Raw genomic sequence first — 19,029 nt, forward strand, 5'->3', positions numbered from 1 at the left:
ACGTAAAGTATTGGGTTTTGGCCCTTTCGGTCCGTGACACAGTGTTTACCCCTGCCTAGACTGCGGCTACCGAATAAGGGGGATACGCATGAAAGACGCATGGAGTCGCTGGCTGGTGGCACATCCGGTGTGGGTACTGCTGGCCTGTACTGGCCTGTGCCTTGCCATGGCCGGTGGCATGAGCCACTTCCATAACAACAACGATCCACGGATCTTCTTCACGGAAGAGAATCCGGATTTCAAGCGCTTTGTTTCCCTGGAGGACAGTTTCACCGCTAACGAAATGGTGTTGTTTGTGGTGCACCCGAAAAACGATCGGGTGTTTGAACCGCAAACGTTGGCGGCCATTGAAGGCCTGACCGACGACGCCTGGACGTTGCCGCATTCCACCCGGGTGGATTCGCTGACCAATTTTCAGCACACGGAAGTGGAGGGCGATGACCTCTTTGTGGCACCGCTGGTGGAAGACGCGCTTTCCATGTCGGCGGAGGATATCGAGCAAGCCCGCGAGATTGCCCTCGACGAGCCCGCGCTGGTGGGCCGACTCGTCTCGGGCAAGGGGCATGTGGCCGGGGTGGTGGCGACAGTGACCATGGGGGAGGGCAATACCGAGGCCCCGGAAATCACTGCCGCCGCCCGGGAAATGGCCCGGGCCTATGGGGAGCAATACCCGGATATCGAATTCATGGTGACCGGCACTGTGGTGTTTTCCCAGGCCTCTGCCGAAGCCACAGAGCAGTCCATGGCGACCACGCTGCCTTTGGCCTTTGTGGTCATGCTGGTATGCCTGTGGCTGATCCTGCGCAGTGCCATGTTTGTGGCGGTCACGGTGGTGGTGATCGCTTTCTCCATTGCGTCGGCCATGGGCGTGGCCATGTGGCTGGGTATCGAGTTTTCGCCCATCGTGGGCATGGCGCCGGCCATGATCCTGACCCTGGCAGTGGCGGACTCCGTGCATCTTCTCGCCAGTTATCGTCATGAGCGCCTGCAGGGAATTGCCAAGACACCGGCGCTGCTGGAAAGCCTGCGTATCAATCTGCAGCCAATCTGGTTGACCAGCCTGACCACGGCAATCGGCTTTGCCATCCTCAATTTTTCCGAGTCACAACCGTTTCGGGCACTGGGGAATGTGGTACTGATCGGGGTGCTGCTGGCCTTTGTGTTCTCTGTGCTACTGCTACCGGCGCTTGTGATGCTGTTACCACACCGCATCGAACCCGGCAGACAGCGTGATTATGCGCCCTGGATGAGCGCATTGGCCGGCCATCTCAGCCGTCATTACAAGCGTTGGCTGGCAGGTATGTCGGTTGTCGTCGTGGTGCTGACGGCGAGTGTTGGGCTTAACCGTACCAACGATGTGTTCAACGAATATTTTGACGAGACCTTCGAGGTAAGGCGGGTCAACGATTTTGCCATGTCGGAAATGACCGGCATGCACCGTATTGATTATGCGGTGCCCTCCGGTGAATCCGGCGGCACCATGGAGCCGGAGTACCTTCAGCACCTTGATGATCTGATGACCTGGCTGGAGCAGCAGGACGAAGTGGTCTATGCCACCTCCTACACCAATGTGATCAAACGCCTTAACCGGGATTTGCACGGCGGTGACCCTGCTTACTATCGCATTCCGGATTCCCGGGAACTGATTTCCCAGTACACCCTGTTGTACGAGTTGTCGCTGCCCCAGGGGCTGGGCCTGGAAGATCAGCTCGATATCGACAAACGCCAGGCTCGCGCCATCGTGGTGCTGGAAAATATCGGCTCAAAGCCGGTGCTGGATTTCAACGACCGGGTTGAGCAGTGGATGCAGGATAACTGGCCCGCGGCCATGCAGACCAAAGGGACAGGCATGGATATCCTGTTCGGCCGGGTCACCATGCGGAATATCGAAAGCATGCTGGGCGGCGCCCTGATCGCACTGATCAGTGTCTCGCTATTGCTGATCTTCGCCCTTCGCTCGGTTCGCTACGGCCTGCTGTCGTTGATTCCCAACCTGCTGCCCGCAGCCATGGCGTTTGGTCTCTGGGGGTTGATCAATGGCGAAATCGGTCTGGCGGTATCGGTGGTGGCCTGTATGACCCTGGGCATCGTGGTGGACGATACGGTCCATTTTCTCAGCAAGTATGTGCGTGCCAAGCGGGAGCTGGGTCTGAATACCGAGAAAGCGGTGGATTATGCCTTTCGCACCGTGGGGGTCGCCCTGGTTGCCACCTCCGTGGTGCTGGTTGCCAATTTTGCGATTATTGGCACCAGCCACTTCTACCCCAATGCCAGCATGGGCTTGCTGTCGGCGATAACCATTGCCATGGCCCTGTTTGTGGACTTTTTCTTCTTTGTACCGTTACTGATTGCCCTGGATCGTGCGCGGCGGAGTAGCCAGCCCGGAAAAGCAGTGCTAACGTAGCGCCACATTGTCCGGAAACGTTCCACGGAACAAGACACGGTGACATACAAGAAAGATCGCAAGGTTCTCAAGCGCGTCGATTACGGGGCCGCCAAGAACTCCCTGATGGGGGTTTTGGCGGCCCTTCTGATTTATGCCCTGGTTTTTGCCTGGGGGCAGGTTTATCAGAGTTTCGAACTGGAAGCGCTCATCGGAGGCGGGGCCGTTCTGGCTGTTACTGCCTATCGACTATGGCTGGTTGCCCGTTTCGATGCCCTTTACGGCTCGGGGCCGGCACGCTGGCGCAAGCTGTTTGGCGCCGGTCTGGCCATGCATGCGCTGCTGTGGGGGATACTCCCGGCCTGGCTGGCGTGGCGACTGGGCTCCGGCTTCAACTTCTTCGCGGTACTGCTTTATAACGTCGGTGTCACCACGGCCCTGGGTAGCTCCTGGATGGCCGGTCTGCGGGTGCGTCAGGCGTATATCGTGCTGATGTTTCTGCCCACCGTGCTGGTACTGCTGATCACCGGTTCGCTGCACGACTGGGTGATCGCGATCATGATCAGCATCTATGCGTTCTACCTGTTCCGGCTCTACCGCGGGCAGTATGAAACCTTCTGGCATGCGATGACCCGCGAACGCCGCGGACGGGGCGAAAGCAGCAGTCAGCAGCCGGTTCGCAGCAGTACGGAGGTGCAGCTCAGTCTGGTCTACCGGCTGGCCCACGAACTGCGCACGCCGATGAATTCCCTGATGGGAATGATGTCCCTGCTGGAAGATACCCGTCTGGATGATGAACAGAAGGATTACCTGCAGGTAGCCGGGCGCAGCGGCAAGCTGCTGTTGTCGTTGATTGATGACGTACTCGATTACTCCCGCATCCTGTCCCGGCGGGTCACCCTCAATTCCGAATTCTTTGATTTCCGCACCGCCATTGAACAGGCCCTGGAAGCCTTCGGCCCCATGGCCCAGACCACGGGGCTGGAACTGACCTGTGTAATCGACCGGTTGCTCCCCAAACGCATTCGCGGCGACCGTGAGCGCCTCATGCAGGTGCTCAACAACCTGTTCAGCAATGCCATCAAATTCAGTGATAACGGTGAGATCCGGCTCGATGTGGATTTTACCGTGGAAAGCGAAAGCAACGGTGTGTTGCGGGTGCGCCTCAGCGACCAGGGCTCGGGTATGGATCCGGAAACGTTGCGCCATCTGTTCCAGGATCGCTTTATCGAAGAGGGCCAGGATGTCTACAGTAGCCGTCATACCGGCTTCGGCCTGCTGGTCTGCAAGGGCCTGATTGATGCCATGGGAGGCACCCTTGGCGCCGAGAGCGTACCGGGGGAGGGCTCCACCTTCTGGTTCACGGTGCCGGTGCAAATGCAGCCTGACATGCGCGAGGCCCAGGATCTGGTACGTGCCCTTGATGGCGCCGAAGCCGTGGTAGTGGGTGCCGCCTCCGGTACCGTTGCCTGCCTGCAGGAAGAGCTTGAGACGCTCGGTTGCCAGTGCTCTTCCGCCCAGGGTTATGACCATGCCTTGCAGGCCCTGCGGGCCGGCCACCGGGAGCACAGTGATTTTGACCTGCTGCTGGTGGATACCTGGACGCGCCCGGAATTGGCTCTGAACCTGTGCCGCAATGTGCTGGAAGATCCTTCCCTGCGACCGGTGCGACTGGTGCTGCTGGCCACTATCGAAGAGCGTGGCACCCCGGCGGTACAGAAGCTGATCGACAAGCACGGATTGGTGGTGCTGGTGCGCCCGGCCCATCGCCGCAGTCTGCGCAACGCGTTGGCTCGTCTGGTGGGCCTGCAGCGTCAGCAACCGGTTGGCGATGCGCCCATGCAGACCCGTGAGGAGCGCCAGCGGCGCAAGCAGTTCCGGTTGATGCTGGTGGAAGATAATGAGGTCAACCAATTGGTGACCCGGGGCATGCTAAGCAAGCTGGGCTATCAGGTGAAAACCGTCAGTAATGGGGAAACGGCACTGGCCCTGGTGGACCAGGAAGGCTTTGATCTGATCCTGATGGATTGCATGATGCCGGAAATGGACGGCTTTGAAGTGACCCGCCGGCTGCGCGATCGCGAGAAGCAGAATGATGGCACGCGAACTCCGGTTGTGGCGATTACCGCCAATACGGCGGAAGGCGTGCAAGCACGTTGTCTGGCGGCGGGAATGGATGATTTTCTGGCGAAACCGGTGCACCTGGACGCACTGGAAACGGTTCTGCGTCGCTGGTTGCCTGCGGAGCCAGACGTTGATGAGGATGATGAATGACAAGAAAAGCCTTGCTGCTGGGGGCCACCGGACTGGTCGGTAACGACTGTCTTGCCAATCTGCTGGAAAGTGATGAGTACGAACAGGTACGGGTACTTTGCCGTCGCCCCCTTTCCATAGAGCATCCCAAGCTCGATGTTCATGTGGTTGATCTGGATCAGATGGAAGCCTGCCAGGCGTCTTTTCAGGTAGATGATGTGTTTTGCTGCCTGGGCACGACCATGAAGAAGGCCGGGTCGCGGCAAGCCTTCCGCCATGTGGACCATGATCTGGTGGTGCTGGCCGGCCAAATGGCCCTGCGCGCCGGCGTGCAGCGTTTCCTGGTGGTTTCGGCCGTCAATGCCAAAGCTCGTTCCCCGTTTTTTTACGCCCGCGTAAAAGGGCAGATGGAAAAAGCACTGGTTAAACTGGAGTTGCCGTTACTTGCTATCCTCCAGCCCTCCCTGCTGCGCGGTCAGCGAAATGACCGGCGGCCGGCGGAGGACTGGGGCAACATCTTCAATCGCGTGATTGAGCCGCTAACCCGCTGGACTGACGCCCACTGGCTGCCGGTAGACAGCCAGAAAGTGGCAGACGCCATGGTGGGGATGGCCCTTGAGGGGCCGCAGACCGGTCTCTACAAACTACGCTACCGGGATTTTCTGGTGTTTGCCGGCAAGTTCCGTAACCAACGAGAAGTGAAAGGCGAGTAGAGCTGGTGGTTAAAACGGCGCGACTGTCGCCTGCCACGCTGGAACACCTTTCTCACCACTGTTTTAAGGAGTCAGTATGACTTTTGTGACCTGCGATCTCTGTGATGACAATGCCGACAGCGTGTCTGTGGTAACCGGCTATAACTGGTTCAGCTACGGTGCACGTAGTGCCTTTGGTGGGGAAGTCGTGACAGTGAAATGTTTCGAGGACAACAGTCGCGTCAAGGAACATCTGGGCACCGACGGTAAAGGGAAAGTGCTGGTGGTCGACGGTGGCGGTAGCCTGCGCAATGCCCTGATCGGTGACATGATTGCCGAGAACGCGGTCAAGAATGGCTGGGAAGGTGTGATCATCTATGGCGCCTGCCGGGATGTGGACGAGCTGGCCAAGCTCGATATCGGCGTTGTCACTCTGGGCTGCGTGCCGATCAAATCCGTGCGCCGCGATGAAGGGCAGCTCAATATCGACATCACTTTCGGTGGCGTTACGTTTCACCCGGGGGATTATGTCTACGCGGATAACAACGGCATTATTACTTCGCCGAAGGCGTTGCTGTAGCCTATCTTTGTCAGCTGCCCCAAAGGGGCAGCTTAGGTGCGGATTTCTGGTGCCAGCCCAAATGATGCTTTTGCTTGCATATCGCGGATATACATCATCAATTCCTGTTCTGCGTCTCTGTGAGTATCAAAAGGACCTTCAACAGTATTTTCCCTGGTCGAAAAGAACCAGCGTCCTCCTTCGTTAAAAAAGCGATCGCTGCGAAACCAGGTCTTTGCTTCCATGTCTTCGGCTCTGACTTTCATAAAATTCCCTTTTTTGCATATGGCCTTTTTCAAAAGGTAACATTGTGTAACTATTTGCATCTACCGCCGTTCGTCGTTCAGCGGCTAAACAGAGCCCGTGGTGATCAAAGCAATATCTGTTATAAAAGGAACCATTGGCCTATTTCGGTCCGATACACAGGGAAGTTCTCTCTCATGCTGAAGTCGATTCGGGTCGCCGATTACATGACCCGCAACCTGGTTACCCTGAAACCCCATGTTTCGGTCAATGATTCCATTCGTATCCTCCTGGAAAACCGGATTTCCGGTGCCCCAGTGGTGGATGAAGCGGGAGGTTTGGTAGGGGTTTTTTCCGAGTCGGATTGTCTCAAGGGTGCTTTGCAGGCCAGCTACCATGAAACAGAAATTGGCCCGGTTGCCGAGTATATGACCCGGGATCCTCAGACTATCTCGCCGGACAGCTCAATACTGGATGCGGCAGAAATCTTTATTGCCGATCATCGGCGTCGTCTTCCGGTGGTAGATAAGGGCAAGCTTGTCGGGCAGATCAGCCGTCGCGATCTACTGAGGGCGATGGATGATTTCAGTCGAAAGCACACTCTATAAGGAATCAACAGTGGCCGGCTCCAGCCAGTCACTGGTAATAGCCAAATTCGCAGTTGCAGTCTTCTGTCCGGTTATTTCTCTGACCCATTGCAGGAAGTAGCCGCCATTACTGAGGCTGACCTTTTAATATGTAATCACTTTCCCAAGGGGGGGAACCATGAACCAGCCTTATCAGGCTCCATCCGCGGATGTGTCCGCCGCCAATGCTGATGAAAGTTATCAACCCAAATTCTTTGCGGCCTCAGGCCGTATCGGTCGGATGCGTTATGTAGTCTATGCCTTTGGTCTGACCATGTTGTCCTATCTGGCGATAGCCGTCGTGGGAGGCATTCTTGCCGCGATCATGGGCGGCTTTGACAGTGCTTCTGCCAATTCCGGGGCCACCATGCTGCTGGGTTTTCTGGCTATGGTGGTGATGCTGTTTATTCTGGTGATGACGGTTATCTATGCAATCCGCCGGTTGAATGACATCAATGCCAGCGGTTGGTTTGTGCTGTTATTTCTTGTCCCGATCGTGAATCTGATCATGGGCTTGCTGTTGATCTTCATGCCGGGCACCAGGGGAGCGAACAAATTCGGCCCCAGGCCGGTAGCTAACAGCGGTGGGGTGATAGCGGCTTTTGTTGTGGTGACGGTGTTGTTCGTGGGTTATATCGGTGTACTGATGGCAGTGGCCGTGCCGGCCTACAATCAATATGTCGAGCGTGCCCAGGCTGCTTCTGAAATGCAGTACGACTATGACTACTGAGCAATAGAGCAAGAGCGCTACATCGGGTATAAAAAAAGGGGCTCCGAAGAGCCCCTTTTTTATTCCTGCGAAACCTTACGGCAGCAGGTGGGAAACGGCGTCACGTTCTTCCGCCAGTTCCTTCTCGGTGGCTTCCATCTTGCCACGGGAGAAATCGTTCACTTCCAGACTCTGAACGATGCTCCAGTCACCATCCTTGCAGGTGCAGGGGAAGGAGTAGATCAGGCCTTCCTGGATGCCGTAGGAACCGTCGCTGTAGATACCCATGGAAACCCAGTCACCGTCGGCAGTGCCGAGGGCCCAGGAACGCATGTGATCAACAGCTGCAGAGGCTGCAGAAGCGGCAGAGGACGCGCCACGGGCCTTGATGATGGCGGCACCGCGCTGCTGGACTTCCGGAATGTAAGTGCCTTCGTACCAGTCCTGTTCGATCTGGTCGACGGCCACTTTGCCGTCCACTTCGCAGTGGTGCAGATCCGGGTACTGGGTGGAGGAGTGGTTGCCCCAGATGGTCATCTTGGTGATGTCGTTGACCGTCTTGCCCAGTTTGTTGGCCAGTTGCGCCATGCCACGGTTGTGGTCCAGGCGGGTCATGGCAGTAAACTGACGGGGGTTGATGTCCGGCGCATTGCGCTGGGCGATCAGGGCGTTGGTGTTGGCCGGGTTGCCGACAACCAGCACCTTGATGTCCTTGCTGGCGTTGTCGTTGATGGCTTTGCCCTGGGCAGAGAAGATTGCTGCGTTGGCTTCCAGCAGATCTTTGCGCTCCATGCCTGGACCACGCGGACGAGCACCAACCAGCAACGCGTAGTTGGCGTCCTTGAAGGCCACGTTGGCATCGTCGGTGCCAATAATGCCGGCGACCAGCGGGAAAGCACCATCTTCCAGTTCCATGATAACGCCCTTCAGGGCTTCCATGGCCGGGGTGATTTCCAGCAGTTGCAGAATAATGGGCTGGTCTTTGCCGAGCATGTCGCCGGAGGCGATACGGAACAGCAGGGAATAGCTGATTTGGCCAGCGGCGCCGGTAACGGCTACGCGTACGGGTGCTTTCATTAACAATCTCCTAGCTTTAATTCGGGAGAACTTATGGGGCTGAAACCAGGGGAGCCACTGAGCAATGGCGAATTCCGCCATGGGTCAGGGGTCCCGGACGGGGCGCATTATAAAGGAAGCACAGGCCTATTCATACTTGGACCGAGGTCCGGTTGACTGACTTGAGGCACGGAATGACGAAATGGGATGTGATTATTGTCGGGGCGGCTCAGGCCGGCTGTGCCGCCGCCTGGGATTTGGCGGCGGCCGGACGGCGTGTACTGGTGTTGTCACGGCCTGCCGGGCAGGGCAAACCCTGCGCTGGCGGGGTGACAGCCAAGGCCCTGAATCGCTACCGATTTTCCATTGCGCCAGTAGTTCGTGAAGTGGTCTCCACTCTCTGGGTCGGGCGTTTTCCCGCAAACAGCCAGGCTCTGCATGCCCCAAACCCCTTCTGTGTGATGACCGAACGGGCCGAACTGGATGCGTTTTGCCGACAACAGGCGCAGCAGCAGGGCGCCAGTTTTGTGGAGACACGAGGGGTTCAGTCCCTGCGTCAGGACGGCCGCTCTGTCACCCTGACCACCCGTGAGGGCGAGCGCTTTCAGGCCGACGCATTGATTGCCGCCGATGGTGCCCACAGCCCGGTACGCAAACTGTTGGGCGAGCGCCGTTTTGCCGGCGCGGTGGCCATCGAAGGGTGTGTGCCTCGAGACCAGCTCTCTCGCTATCCGGGCATGACGCTTGATTTTGCGGCAATCAAAGGTGGCTACGGTTGGCTGTTCCCCAAGGGAGATCATGTCAACGTCGGGCTTTACGTGTGGCGCCAGGGTATTGCCTCCCCGAGCCGTGAGCTGCTCGATCGCTACAGTCAGCAACAGCTGGGCACCCGTCCCTCTGGGGTACAGGGCTACCCGCTGGGTACCTGGCTGCCTCAGTCCCGTTTGTGTCAGGGCAGAATCCTGTTTGCCGGCGATGCGGCCGGTTGTACTGAAGCGCTGCTGGGTGAGGGGATTTATGGCGCCGTTCTCAGCGGTCAGCTGGCCGCCCAGGCGATTCTTGCCGGGCAACTGGCGAGCTACCCTCAGTGGCTGGCGGGCTGGCGCGAAGAGTTGGCGACGGTGGAGCAGCTGGCGCGGCTCTTTTACCCGTTAATGCCGCTGTCTACCCGCATGCTGCAGGGTAATCTGGGGGAGACCCTGGTTGAGGGCTTTGCCCTGGGACTTACCCTGGGTCAATGCAAGCGCCGCTGGCGCGGCGCATCAATCGTCGGGAGATAAAGCGCTGCCTTGTTGTTCCCGGTAGTGAACCGGGGTGACACCGAACCAGCGCTTGAAGGCCCGATTGAAAGCGCTTTGTTCCGAATAGCCCAGATCCAGGGCGATCTGGTTTACCGAGCGGTCGCTGTGCAATAACCAGTCACAGGCCAGACGTCGGCGTTCATCTTCCAGCAGGCTGGAAAAATCCGTGTTCTCTGAGCGCAACTGGCGGCGCAGGGTCCAGGGCTTTATCCCCAATTGGTCGGCGATAGGTTCCAGTTGCGGGACACCCTGCTGCAGGCGTTTCTGAATCTCCAGGCGCACCTGTTCCAGCAAATTGTCGCGGGCATGGTACTTGGTTACCGCCCGCTGCATGCGAGAACGCGCCACCTTGTGCATTTCCGGGTCCGCATCGCGCAGCGGCAGGTCCAGCAAACCGGCGTCCAGCACGATGGCATTCACTGGCTGCTCGAAGGCCACCTCACAGCGGAAGATTCGCTGGTATTCCAGCTCATCGCCCTGGGGCGGGTGGCGAAACAGCACCCTGGCTGGCGACATTTCCTTGCCGATCAACCAGCGGCCGTAAACGATGGCGCCGGCGAAGTTGGCATCTATGCGAGCCGGATAAGTGGCCAGGTCTTCCAGGTCGCTTTCCCAGATAAGCCACAGGGACTTGTCGCGCCACTCAAAGCGCAGCTGGGCACATTCACTGGTGACTTTGGTGAAGGGAATCATCAGCTCGATGGCGTCACCAAGGGTGGCGCTGGACATGCTGGCATAGCCCAGCTCGCCCATGAAGCGCGGGCGGATGCCTTCGCCCATATGCAGACCGAAAAGCGGATCACCACTTTCTTTCATGGCCTGCTTGAGCAGCTGGTTCTCCACCGACATGGCAATCCGGGACTGGGGGTTTTCCAGATCGTCGTTGCTGATACCCAGATCCACCAGGGCACGACTCAGATCGACACCGGCACGCAGGGCGGCATCCAGCAGGAATTCAAGCCAGAAAGGGGCGACGGTACGCAATTTCAGTGAAGAAGACAGGCTGGCGGACATCTTGGCTCGCGTCATTTTTGTTATCTGCAGAGGCTACTAGATAACGAGAGGCGGGCGGGGAAGTCAACGGTTCAGGTGAGACAAAGAAGAGAGAGCAGGGGCGGCGGTACCGCCCCTGAGGCTGGCAAAGCGATTATTTCGCTTCTTTGGCCAGCTTGTTGACCTTACGGGTCAGGGTGGCCAACTTCTTGTTCAGGGCTTCTACCTCATCGCGAGTGGGCAGACCCAGGGCGGAAGCAACTTTGCCGCGGACTTCGTCCAGCTGGGACGGCTGCTTCTTGGCAGTGGTTTTTTTCTGTGGCTTGGCTACGGCTTTCTGACGCTTCTCGCCAGTTTTCACCAGCGTCTGAAACAGCTCATTGCCGTTTTCTTCCAGACGGGTGTAAGCACCGCGTACGGCGGTGTTCAATTTTTCCAGAGCCGCTTTGGCTTCGGTAGTAACTTGCTCATAGCGCTCGTTGAGTTGCTCGATCGTAGCGTTGCTCATAGGGGGCTTCCCTCCGTAGAAAAAATGGATTAGCAAAGCCCTCTGGCGGTGGCTGCGAGGGCGTGAACAAGTGTAAGTCAGGATTCTGACAGTGTTGTTAATGTTGTCTAACAATTAAACATGAGGTTTGGCCTACTCATCAGTAGGTAATTTGCTAAGGTCTACATCCAGCCTTTGCGGGGGTAGTCATTATCGCTTCTGAGGCACCATTTTCCGGCGAATGAAACGCGTCGGGCATGACCGGGCTGTCGGACAGAAATCAGAAAAGGATCCATCCATGTCAGTAGTGATTCGTCAGGGCCACTATCAAGGGCTTAGCGGTAACGGTGTCACCGAGTACAGAGGCATCCCCTTTGCCTTGCCGCCGCTGGGCGAGCATCGTTTCAAGGCGCCCCGGGCGCTGCCGGACTCTGATAACGAGATCACGGCGGATCAATACCCCCAGCCCTCGCTGCAGATGAAGAACCCGTTGATGGGAGTCCATGACTCCAGTGAAGACTGTCTTTACCTGAATATCTGGGTGCCGGAGGGGCAAGGCCCCTTTCCGGTGATGGTCTGGTTCCATGGCGGTGCCTATCTGGCCGGCGCCATTTCCCAGCCGCTGTACAACGGTGCTGAGCTTGCTCGTAGCCAGCAGGTGGTGGTGGTGAATGCTGCCTATCGGCTGGGAGCCATGGGCTTTGCCGATTTCACGGCGGTGGCGCCGGAGCTTCAGGCCGACACCAATCTGGGGCTACGCGATCAGCTGGCGGCGCTGGAATGGGTCCAGGAAAACATCAGCGGTTTTGCCGGTGATGCGGATCGGGTCACCGTATTCGGGGAATCCGCCGGTGGCTTCAGTGTCTGTGCGCTACTGGCATGCCCGCGGGCCGCAGCACTGTTTCATGCAGCTATCGTTCAGTCCGGTGCGGCGGATTTTGTACTGGCGCCGGAACAGGTTCGCAAGGTCACCGATGCCTTTGTGGCCGCTCTGCCCGGCGAGGGCAGTGCGACGGAAAAGCTGCACGATGCCACCGCCAAAGACTGGGTCAAAGCCCAGAACCAGGCAGTGAAAGTGCTGGTGGACCGGGGGCTGCGCACGACAACGCCACAGTACGCGATGAATCTTCTTCCCATGGTAGATGGTGACCTGTTGCCGCTGCTACCGATCGAGGCCATTGCCGCCGGTGCTGCCGCTGACAAGAGACTGCTGGCCGGGGTCTGCCAGGATGAATACCACTTTTTCCAGTACGCCGGGGTGCTGGCCGGAACAGTGAAAATGGCATCCCTGCGAGACGTGGATGAGCAAGAAATCCAGCGTCGTTTTGAGCGTGGGCTGCCGGGAAACGGAGCCCGGGCATTTGACTATTATCGCACCAAGGTAACGCCGGATCCGCGTCGCAGCCCGCTGGATGTGTTTTCAGCCATGGAATCCGATCGCCTTTTCCGTGTGCCCACGGTCCGTCTGCTGGATGCCCAGAGTCGCCATAACCCGGATTGCTGGGGCTTCCAGTTTACCTGGCAGAGCGAGCCCTTCGGCCTGCCGCTGGGTGCCTGCCATGTGGTGGATGTGCCCTTTGTGTTTGGTGTCACTGATACCCCGGCGGGAATGTATTTCACCGGCGGCGGTGATGCCGCCAGGGCCCTGTCCCGTAAGGTGCAGGATGCCTGGGGGGCGTTTGCCCACGGTGATGATCCGGGTTGGCAGGGCTGGTCCGCCGGACGGCAGGTGCGCCAGTTCGGTCCGGGCGAGGAGATGGCCGGTTTGCTGGATGAGGCTGGCGAGGGCCTCTGGGAAACCATCATTCCCTTCCCGAAGTAAGTGAATAGCGCTCGATCGCCGGAGATTTCTCACAATCCCCTAAAGCGCGTAGAATACCGCCCCCGTGCGGCCCTGCTACCGCGCTATACGGGTTGTGATCTGCCACATTTGCGATGTGGGTGAGTAGAGAGTGGTGAGCGTCATGAGCGTAGCAACATTGATCGAGCGCAAGGTTTCCGAGGCCGTCCCTGTGGCACATTTGGCCCTGGAAAACGAAAGCCACAAGCACAGTGTGCCGCCCAATTCAGAAACCCACTTCAAGCTGGTGCTGGTGAGTGATGCCTTTGACGGCATGCTGCCGGTGCGTCGCCACCAGTTGCTCTACAAGGTACTGGCCGACGAGCTGGCCGGGCCGGTGCATGCGCTGGCGCTGCACACTTATACCGTGGCGGAGTGGCAGGCCAAAGGGGGTGAGGTGAGCGAATCGCCTGACTGTCTTGGCGGCAGCAAGCATGATCCGGAGTTCAAGGCGTGAGTCAGCATAAAGTGGAAAGGTCGGACAGCATTGTCGTTGCTGCCCTGTACAAGTTTGTCCGTCTGGATGATTGCGAGCAGTTGCGGGAGCCGCTGCTGGCACTGATGTTGGCACAGGATGTGCGCGGCACTCTGTTGCTGGCCGCGGAAGGCATCAACGGCACCATCTCCGGGCCACGGTCCGGCATTGATACGGTGCTTGGCTGGCTCCGCGAGGATGCGCGTCTGGCGGATCTGGAGCACAAGGAGTCCTTCCACGACGAACATCCCTTCCTGCGTACCAAGGTTAAACTCAAGAAGGAAATCGTCACCATGGGCGTGGAGGGAATCGACCCCAACCGCACCGTGGGTACCTACCTGAGCCCGGAAGAATGGAATGCGGTGATCAGCGATCCGGAAACCCTCCTGATCGATACCCGTAATGATTACGAAGTGGAAGTGGGCACTTTCAAGGGTGCCATTAATCCGGAGACCCGCACCTTTCGTGAGTTTCCGGACTATGTGAAAGACACGCTGGACCCGGCGAAACACAAGAAAGTGGCCATGTTTTGCACCGGCGGGATTCGCTGCGAAAAATCCACCGCTTACCTCAAAGAGCAGGGCTTTGATGAGGTCTATCACTTGAAAGGTGGCATCCTCAAATATCTGGAAGAGATGCCCAAGGAAGACTCCCTGTGGGAAGGTGAGTGTTTTGTTTTCGATGAAAGAGTCACGGTTGATCACGATCTCAATCCTGGCGAATTTGACCAGTGTCATGCCTGCCGTCGTCCCATTAATGACGACGAAAAGGCCTCGGAAAAATTCCAGCTGGGCGTCTCTTGCCCCAAGTGCTACGACGAGTCATCTCCTGAGCAGAAGGCGCGTTTCGCTGAACGTCAGAAGCAGATCGAACTGGCCCGCGCCCGCGGTCGCCAGCATCGTGGACAGAACCCCCGCAAGCCGTCCTGAGCTCTCCAGTTTCCAGACACGAGCCTCCAGTCGCGAAGATCCCGGTTGTTGATTTTCGCTGCTGGATTCTCGTTCCGCGATCACAGCATGTCGCTTCTTAACGGGACAGATCACCAATAGTGCCGCCGGGCGTGATGACATAGACTGGGCACTGCCAGGTCCTCGTGGAGTCTCCATGAAGTGTTTGCTTGTCAGCCTGTTGGCGGTAGTCACCACCATCGCAGTGGCTGAGCCCGTTCAGGTTGCTGTTTCTGCCAATTTTTCCTCCCCACTGAAACAACTGGTCCAGCGTTATCGCCAGCAATACCCGCGGGCGGATATTCAAATTACTGTGGGTTCCACCGGCAAGCTTGCCGCCCAGATTCGCCAGGGGGCTCCCTATGATATTTTTCTGGCGGCGGATGACAGGCGGCCGCAGGAGCTGGCTTCTGAAGGTTTGCTTGAGGCCGACACAGTGCGCACCTATGCCATTGGCAGGCTGGTGTTGTGGTCACCGGATGCCGGGGCGGTTCTCGATGGCTCTTCGCTGGTGACCGGCATGGTCACTCCGGTGGCCATGGCCAATGCGCGTAGCGCTCCCTATGGCGAAGCCGCCGAGGCAGTGCTGGAACGGTTTCCACTACCGGATTCGGTGAGCCTGGTGCAGGCGGAGAATGTGGCGCAGAGCTATCACTTTGCTCACAGTGGCGCCGCAGAGGCTGCCTTTGTGGGCCTAAGCCAGGTACAGGACCAGGGAGGGCGACAGTGGCGTATTCCCGAGGCGTTCTATCCACCGATACGTCAGCAGGGTGGTGTACTGAGGGATGGACTTGCAGTACATCATTTCTACGATTTTCTGTTTTCTGGCGAGGCTCAGGCAATGATACGCAGCCTGGGGTATCGCACTGATGAGGCCGCCGATGATGTTGAGTGATGGCGACTGGCTCGCTCTGTGGGTAGGGGTCAAACTGGCAGTGGTTACCACCCTCATCCTGCTGCTGGTATGCACGCCGCTGGCCTGGTGGTTGGCCCGCCGTCGTTTGCCCGGGCAGGCGCTACTGGAAGCCTTGCTGGCCCTGCCTCTGGTGTTGCCGCCGTCGGTGCTGGGATTTTATCTGCTGATCGGGCTGGGACCGAATGGGCCGGGCGGCTGGCTGGCACAATGGGGCGGTGTCCGTTCCCTGGCGTTCAGTTTTACCGGCCTGGTGATTGGATCTTTGGTCTACTCGCTGCCCTTTGTCCTGCAACCCCTCAAGAGCGCCTTTGCGGCCATTGAGACACGGCAACTGGATATGGCGGCGGTCTCTGGTGCCCGGCCCATGGATCGTTTTTTCTCGCTGGTGATTCCCCAGGCGCGGCATGGCTATGCCAGTGCGGTGATTCTCGGTATTGCGCATACCCTCGGGGAATTTGGTGTGGTGCTGATGATCGGTGGCAGCCTGGCCGGGGAAACCCGGGTTGCCTCCGTGGCTCTTTATGAGCATGTGGAGGCGGGGGACTACGCCAGTGCGCATCGGTTGGCAGCGGTGCTGCTGGTGGCGTCTGTGTTGATGCTGTGGGCTCTGTTTCGCTGGCAACGAAAGCAGCAGAGCACCGGGGTGATGCCATGAGTCTGACATTCTCTCTGTCTGGCCAGGTGGGGCCATGTCGTTTGCAGGCGCAGGCGCAACTTGCTGCCAATGGTGTGACCGTTCTGTTCGGTCCTTCCGGGTCTGGTAAGAGCACGCTGCTGAGAATGCTGGCCGGGCTCCAGGATTGCGATGGCGAGATTCGCTTCGGTGATCAGCTCTGGCAAACCGACGACGCCACGCTGCCGCCCTGGCAGCGTCCCCTGGGCATGATGTTTCAGGAGCCGACCCTGTTTCGCCATTTGAGTGTGCGCGGCAATCTGGACTATGTGGTGAAACGTCGGGGAGCAGCAGGGGACCTGGACAGCGTGGTAAGTCAGACGCGTATTGAGGGTTTGCTGGGGCGTTCCGTGCAGACACTTTCCGGGGGCGAGGCTCAGCGGGTGGCGCTGGCTAGAGCGTTACTGGCCGGACCGGAGCTGCTGTTACTGGATGAACCCCTGTCGGCGCTGGATCACGGTCATAAGCAGGAACTGCTGAAGATGATCAGTGACATCGCCAGACAGGTACCGGTGATCTATGTCACCCATGATCTGGATGAGCTGCTGACCTTGTCGCGGCAAGTCTGGCTGATGGAGCAGGGACGTATCGTGGCGCGGGGCAAGGCTCACGAAGAGCTGGCCCGGCTGGATGGGCCGCTGGCACAGCGTGGCGATGCCACGGCCTTGTTGTACGGTGAACTGGGGGATTATGACAACCGGGATCACCTGCAGGCGGTGACCGTTGCACAGCAGACATTCTGGCTACCGGCTGCGCAGCCCGTGGCTGGCGAACAGCCGGTACGACTTCGCATCGCTGCCCGGGATGTGAGCCTGTGTCGTCAGGCGCCGCAGGATTCCAGCATTCTCAATATCCATCCGGTGCAGGTGGCTGCTTTGCGCGAAGTAGGGCCGGGACAGGCTGTGGTACAGCTGGCTCTGGGAGACCAACGGTTGTTGGCTCGCATCTCCAGCCGCTCCGCCCGCGAACTTGAGGTGTTCCCGGGGACGCGACTTTATGCGCAGGTAAAGGCGGTGGCGCTGGGGTGAGGTCAAAGCTACAAGCTACAAGCCTCAAGCTAGAACGTGGCTCAATAATGTTGGTATTTGAAACACAAGAGGCCACGCCCGGGTCCTTGGCGCGGCCTCTTGCGTTGGAAACCTTACATTCGTTTCTCGTGTTGTAGCTTGAGGCTTGTCGCTTGAAGCTGTTCAAGCCGCCGCGTTTTCCTTTGCCTGGCAGCCTTCCTCGTCACAGCCCGCCTGGCTGCGCCAGTCTGCGGCGAGACCGAAGCGGAGTTCGCCGGTGGTGATGGTGCTGGTGCCGGAGAAGAAGAACATGGCCACGGTGATGACCTGCAGGCTGAGAATAACCCCCGGTGACCAGAGGGCTCCCAGGCCGGCAGCAAGATCCGGCGACAGGCCCGCATGGTCCGGCAGGGCGAGGCTGATGGCAATGCCGTAGAGTGCGGCCAGCAATGCCATCATCTGGTATACCGAGAACAGTCTGCTGCCGCCACGATAGTCTGCCCGCAACGTTTCTGAATATACCCGCCACAACTGACTTCCTACCAGGCTGAGGGCAAAAGCCAGGGCGAATTGGCGGTGGAAGAATAGGGCACTGCAGACCAACGCGAGGGCGGTATAAACCACACAGGTGACCGCCTGGATGGGGATCACCTTGACGGCTTCCATCTCCCCGGCAAAGGCAATCTTTTTGGTCTTGCCGATAAACACATGATTCAGGGTGCAGAACAGGCGCTGGGCCCAACGCGGTGAGTGCCGCAGCGCCTTACCGTAGCAACAGCCAAAGCTGATGCACGCCAGTCGTCCGATGCCTTCGCCCAGCACATAGGCAATCGACATGGCCGCCAGCATGGGCAGAATCGGTAAAGCAGTCTGCCACCAGTGCTGGCTGGCCAGATCCGCCAGCCACAGGAACAGGGGGGCGATAATAATGCCGACAAAGCTGGCACCGCCGACGGTGAAGCCATGGCGGTTTTTTTCCACCACGGTGGCAATGATCTTGGCGGCGGGCAGGCAGATTGCCAGTGTCCCCAGCGTCAGTATCAGTGCGGTGCCCAGCGACACACCGGCGGAAGCGGTTAATAGAATAAAGCAGGCAACCCCTAGCCCGCCGGCGATACCGGTGAAGAGGCCGTAGAAGGTCAGGTTCAGTCCCTGCCAGGAGCCATCATGGTTTTTCTTCAGGGGTAACGAGGCCACGAATTGCCAGCGCTCTTCGGGCAGATGACGGAACAGAAAGCGAAAACCTGCCCCGAAGATCAGGGCACACCCCAACAGAAACAGATCCACAGCCATAGCGAGTTCCTTCAGCGGTAGCGTCAGGGCTCAGCATGTGGGTATATCAGTGCGCAGGAATGACAGCCAGGTGACGGTTGTATGAAGGTGGAGCGCAGCAAGATTCAGGGAAGATCCGAGAAAGTGCGAGGTTAACTAGCGGCTTGAATAAAACTGGAAAGGAGTGCTTGGCGGATATTCTGCGGACTAATCCCGATTGCGTAAAAAACACTCGGCGGCTTGCACGATCAGTTCGGTGACGGAGCGGTCTTCCATCAGGGCCTGCATTTTCAGACGTTTGTGCAGATCGGCGGGGATATCGGCGGTGAGGCGGCGGTAGCCATCACGAACAGCTCCCGGGCGCTGTGGCTTCGCGGCTTTCTTCGGACCGGGTTTACGAGCGGCACCGTTACGCTTGCGGGGGCGTTGCTGCTCTTCAATAGTGACGAAATCGATCTGTTCCATGGGTGCTGCAATGAGGCCGGCGAAGACAGTCGCCAGATTACTGGAAAGTGCTGCAAATAGACAGGATTGGCCGTTAATTTTATAGTGCAAAACCTTGATTAAAAAAGCGTTGTCGCAAAGGCGACGAAAAGA

Annotated in this window: 19 protein-coding genes; 13 read left to right on the top strand and 6 right to left on the bottom strand. The window is 58.4% G+C overall.

Annotated elements, in window-relative coordinates; translation table 11 throughout:
* Nucleotides 1–88: 88 nt before the first annotated feature.
* The 4 genes from Q0Y02_RS01605 (at nucleotide 89) to rraA (ending at nucleotide 5,908) form a co-directional block, all read left to right on the top strand.
* Nucleotides 89–2,404, top strand: coding sequence for an MMPL family transporter (locus Q0Y02_RS01605; protein ID WP_297763435.1), 2,316 nt, complete (start codon nucleotides 89–91; stop codon nucleotides 2,402–2,404).
* 39 nt (nucleotides 2,405–2,443) lie between these two features.
* Nucleotides 2,444–4,657, top strand: a complete 2,214-nt coding sequence (locus tag Q0Y02_RS01610) for a response regulator (RefSeq protein WP_297763439.1) — start codon at nucleotides 2,444–2,446, stop codon at nucleotides 4,655–4,657.
* Nucleotides 4,654–5,349: an NAD(P)H-binding protein gene (locus Q0Y02_RS01615; RefSeq protein WP_297763442.1), complete on the top strand. Its 696-nt coding sequence runs from the start codon at nucleotides 4,654–4,656 to the stop codon at nucleotides 5,347–5,349. Before Q0Y02_RS01610 ends, Q0Y02_RS01615 begins: the two co-directional genes overlap by 4 nt.
* 76 nt (nucleotides 5,350–5,425) lie before the next feature.
* Nucleotides 5,426–5,908: a ribonuclease E activity regulator RraA gene (rraA, locus tag Q0Y02_RS01620; protein WP_297763444.1), complete on the top strand. Its 483-nt coding sequence runs from the start codon at nucleotides 5,426–5,428 to the stop codon at nucleotides 5,906–5,908.
* A gap of 32 nt (nucleotides 5,909–5,940) precedes the next feature.
* Here the strand turns inward: rraA and Q0Y02_RS01625 are convergent, their stop codons facing one another.
* Nucleotides 5,941–6,153: a DUF6316 family protein gene (locus tag Q0Y02_RS01625; RefSeq protein WP_297763448.1), complete on the bottom strand. Its 213-nt coding sequence runs from the start codon at nucleotides 6,151–6,153 to the stop codon at nucleotides 5,941–5,943.
* Between the two features lie 174 nt (nucleotides 6,154–6,327).
* Between Q0Y02_RS01625 and Q0Y02_RS01630 the strand changes: the two genes are divergently transcribed.
* Nucleotides 6,328–6,738, top strand: a complete 411-nt coding sequence (locus Q0Y02_RS01630) for a CBS domain-containing protein (protein WP_297763450.1) — start codon at nucleotides 6,328–6,330, stop codon at nucleotides 6,736–6,738.
* A 157-nt stretch (nucleotides 6,739–6,895) separates the two neighbouring features.
* Entirely contained in the window at nucleotides 6,896–7,486 is a 591-nt protein-coding gene (locus Q0Y02_RS01635; RefSeq protein WP_297763453.1) for a DUF805 domain-containing protein, read from the top strand.
* 75 nt (nucleotides 7,487–7,561) lie between these two features.
* On the opposite strand, the gene Q0Y02_RS01640 is transcribed toward Q0Y02_RS01635, so the two are convergent.
* Nucleotides 7,562–8,542 carry a malate dehydrogenase gene (locus Q0Y02_RS01640; protein ID WP_297763456.1) on the bottom strand — a complete coding sequence of 327 codons (981 nt, stop codon included), beginning with the start codon at nucleotides 8,540–8,542 and terminating at the stop codon, nucleotides 7,562–7,564.
* A 173-nt stretch (nucleotides 8,543–8,715) separates the two neighbouring features.
* Between Q0Y02_RS01640 and Q0Y02_RS01645 the strand changes: the two genes are divergently transcribed.
* On the top strand, nucleotides 8,716–9,801 hold the full coding sequence (locus tag Q0Y02_RS01645; protein WP_297763459.1) for a geranylgeranyl reductase family protein: 1,086 nt from the start codon (nucleotides 8,716–8,718) through the stop codon (nucleotides 9,799–9,801).
* Here Q0Y02_RS01645 and Q0Y02_RS01650 read toward each other — a convergent pair.
* Both Q0Y02_RS01650 and Q0Y02_RS01655 read right to left on the bottom strand, forming a co-directional pair.
* Entirely contained in the window at nucleotides 9,784–10,851 is a 1,068-nt protein-coding gene (locus Q0Y02_RS01650; protein ID WP_297763461.1) for an AraC family transcriptional regulator, read from the bottom strand. The two genes, Q0Y02_RS01645 and Q0Y02_RS01650, sit on opposite strands and share 18 nt — an antisense overlap.
* Nucleotides 10,852–10,969: 118 nt before the next feature.
* The gene (locus tag Q0Y02_RS01655; RefSeq protein ID WP_297763464.1) at nucleotides 10,970–11,323 is read right to left on the bottom strand and encodes a poly(hydroxyalkanoate) granule-associated protein; all 354 of its coding nucleotides are present in this window, start codon (nucleotides 11,321–11,323) and stop codon (nucleotides 10,970–10,972) included.
* Nucleotides 11,324–11,600: 277 nt separating this feature from the next.
* On the opposite strand from Q0Y02_RS01655, the gene Q0Y02_RS01660 reads away from it, so the two are divergent.
* The 6 genes from Q0Y02_RS01660 to modC all read left to right on the top strand — a co-directional run bounded on the left by Q0Y02_RS01660 (nucleotide 11,601) and on the right by modC (nucleotide 17,181).
* Nucleotides 11,601–13,124: a carboxylesterase family protein gene (locus Q0Y02_RS01660; RefSeq protein WP_297763467.1), complete on the top strand. Its 1,524-nt coding sequence runs from the start codon at nucleotides 11,601–11,603 to the stop codon at nucleotides 13,122–13,124.
* Nucleotides 13,125–13,266: 142 nt separating this feature from the next.
* Nucleotides 13,267–13,599, top strand: a complete 333-nt coding sequence (locus Q0Y02_RS01665) for a BolA/IbaG family iron-sulfur metabolism protein (RefSeq protein WP_272963213.1) — start codon at nucleotides 13,267–13,269, stop codon at nucleotides 13,597–13,599.
* Complete coding sequence (locus Q0Y02_RS01670; protein WP_297763473.1) at nucleotides 13,596–14,546, top strand: rhodanese-related sulfurtransferase; 951 nt, start codon at nucleotides 13,596–13,598, stop codon at nucleotides 14,544–14,546. Before Q0Y02_RS01665 ends, Q0Y02_RS01670 begins: the two co-directional genes overlap by 4 nt.
* Before the next feature lie 175 nt (nucleotides 14,547–14,721).
* Complete coding sequence (gene modA / locus Q0Y02_RS01675) at nucleotides 14,722–15,459, top strand: molybdate ABC transporter substrate-binding protein (RefSeq protein WP_297763476.1); 738 nt, start codon at nucleotides 14,722–14,724, stop codon at nucleotides 15,457–15,459.
* Entirely contained in the window at nucleotides 15,449–16,135 is a 687-nt protein-coding gene (gene modB / locus Q0Y02_RS01680; RefSeq protein WP_297763810.1) for a molybdate ABC transporter permease subunit, read from the top strand. The genes modA and modB overlap by 11 nt, the downstream gene beginning before the upstream one ends.
* Nucleotides 16,132–17,181: a molybdenum ABC transporter ATP-binding protein gene (modC, locus tag Q0Y02_RS01685; protein WP_297763479.1), complete on the top strand. Its 1,050-nt coding sequence runs from the start codon at nucleotides 16,132–16,134 to the stop codon at nucleotides 17,179–17,181. The genes modB and modC overlap by 4 nt, the downstream gene beginning before the upstream one ends.
* Nucleotides 17,182–17,343: 162 nt before the next feature.
* Here modC and Q0Y02_RS01690 read toward each other — a convergent pair whose 3' ends face one another.
* Both Q0Y02_RS01690 and Q0Y02_RS01695 read right to left on the bottom strand, forming a co-directional pair.
* On the bottom strand, nucleotides 17,344–18,453 hold the full coding sequence (locus tag Q0Y02_RS01690) for a prolipoprotein diacylglyceryl transferase family protein (RefSeq protein ID WP_297763482.1): 1,110 nt from the start codon (nucleotides 18,451–18,453) through the stop codon (nucleotides 17,344–17,346).
* Nucleotides 18,454–18,639: 186 nt separating this feature from the next.
* Complete coding sequence (locus Q0Y02_RS01695; RefSeq protein ID WP_035244540.1) at nucleotides 18,640–18,897, bottom strand: hypothetical protein; 258 nt, start codon at nucleotides 18,895–18,897, stop codon at nucleotides 18,640–18,642.
* Between the last annotated feature and the right edge of the window lie 132 nt (nucleotides 18,898–19,029).

The sequence above is a fragment of the uncultured Alcanivorax sp. genome, assembly GCF_947258575.1.
Classification (GTDB): domain Bacteria; phylum Pseudomonadota; class Gammaproteobacteria; order Pseudomonadales; family Alcanivoracaceae; genus Alcanivorax.

Coding starts and splice junctions, on each gene's coding strand:
- Q0Y02_RS01605 (WP_297763435.1), top strand. CDS start 89: ATGAAAGACGCATGGAGTCGCTGGCTGGTGGCACATCCGGTGTGGGTA.
- Q0Y02_RS01615 (WP_297763442.1), top strand. CDS start 4,654: ATGACAAGAAAAGCCTTGCTGCTGGGGGCCACCGGACTGGTCGGTAAC.
- rraA (WP_297763444.1), top strand. CDS start 5,426: ATGACTTTTGTGACCTGCGATCTCTGTGATGACAATGCCGACAGCGTG.
- Q0Y02_RS01625 (WP_297763448.1), bottom strand. CDS start 6,153: ATGAAAGTCAGAGCCGAAGACATGGAAGCAAAGACCTGGTTTCGCAGC.
- Q0Y02_RS01630 (WP_297763450.1), top strand. CDS start 6,328: ATGCTGAAGTCGATTCGGGTCGCCGATTACATGACCCGCAACCTGGTT.
- Q0Y02_RS01635 (WP_297763453.1), top strand. CDS start 6,896: ATGAACCAGCCTTATCAGGCTCCATCCGCGGATGTGTCCGCCGCCAAT.
- Q0Y02_RS01640 (WP_297763456.1), bottom strand. CDS start 8,542: ATGAAAGCACCCGTACGCGTAGCCGTTACCGGCGCCGCTGGCCAAATC.
- Q0Y02_RS01645 (WP_297763459.1), top strand. CDS start 8,716: ATGACGAAATGGGATGTGATTATTGTCGGGGCGGCTCAGGCCGGCTGT.
- Q0Y02_RS01650 (WP_297763461.1), bottom strand. CDS start 10,851: ATGACGCGAGCCAAGATGTCCGCCAGCCTGTCTTCTTCACTGAAATTG.
- Q0Y02_RS01655 (WP_297763464.1), bottom strand. CDS start 11,323: ATGAGCAACGCTACGATCGAGCAACTCAACGAGCGCTATGAGCAAGTT.
- Q0Y02_RS01660 (WP_297763467.1), top strand. CDS start 11,601: ATGTCAGTAGTGATTCGTCAGGGCCACTATCAAGGGCTTAGCGGTAAC.
- Q0Y02_RS01665 (WP_272963213.1), top strand. CDS start 13,267: ATGAGCGTAGCAACATTGATCGAGCGCAAGGTTTCCGAGGCCGTCCCT.
- modA (WP_297763476.1), top strand. CDS start 14,722: ATGAAGTGTTTGCTTGTCAGCCTGTTGGCGGTAGTCACCACCATCGCA.
- modB (WP_297763810.1), top strand. CDS start 15,449: ATGTTGAGTGATGGCGACTGGCTCGCTCTGTGGGTAGGGGTCAAACTG.
- modC (WP_297763479.1), top strand. CDS start 16,132: ATGAGTCTGACATTCTCTCTGTCTGGCCAGGTGGGGCCATGTCGTTTG.
- Q0Y02_RS01690 (WP_297763482.1), bottom strand. CDS start 18,453: ATGGCTGTGGATCTGTTTCTGTTGGGGTGTGCCCTGATCTTCGGGGCA.
- Q0Y02_RS01695 (WP_035244540.1), bottom strand. CDS start 18,897: ATGGAACAGATCGATTTCGTCACTATTGAAGAGCAGCAACGCCCCCGC.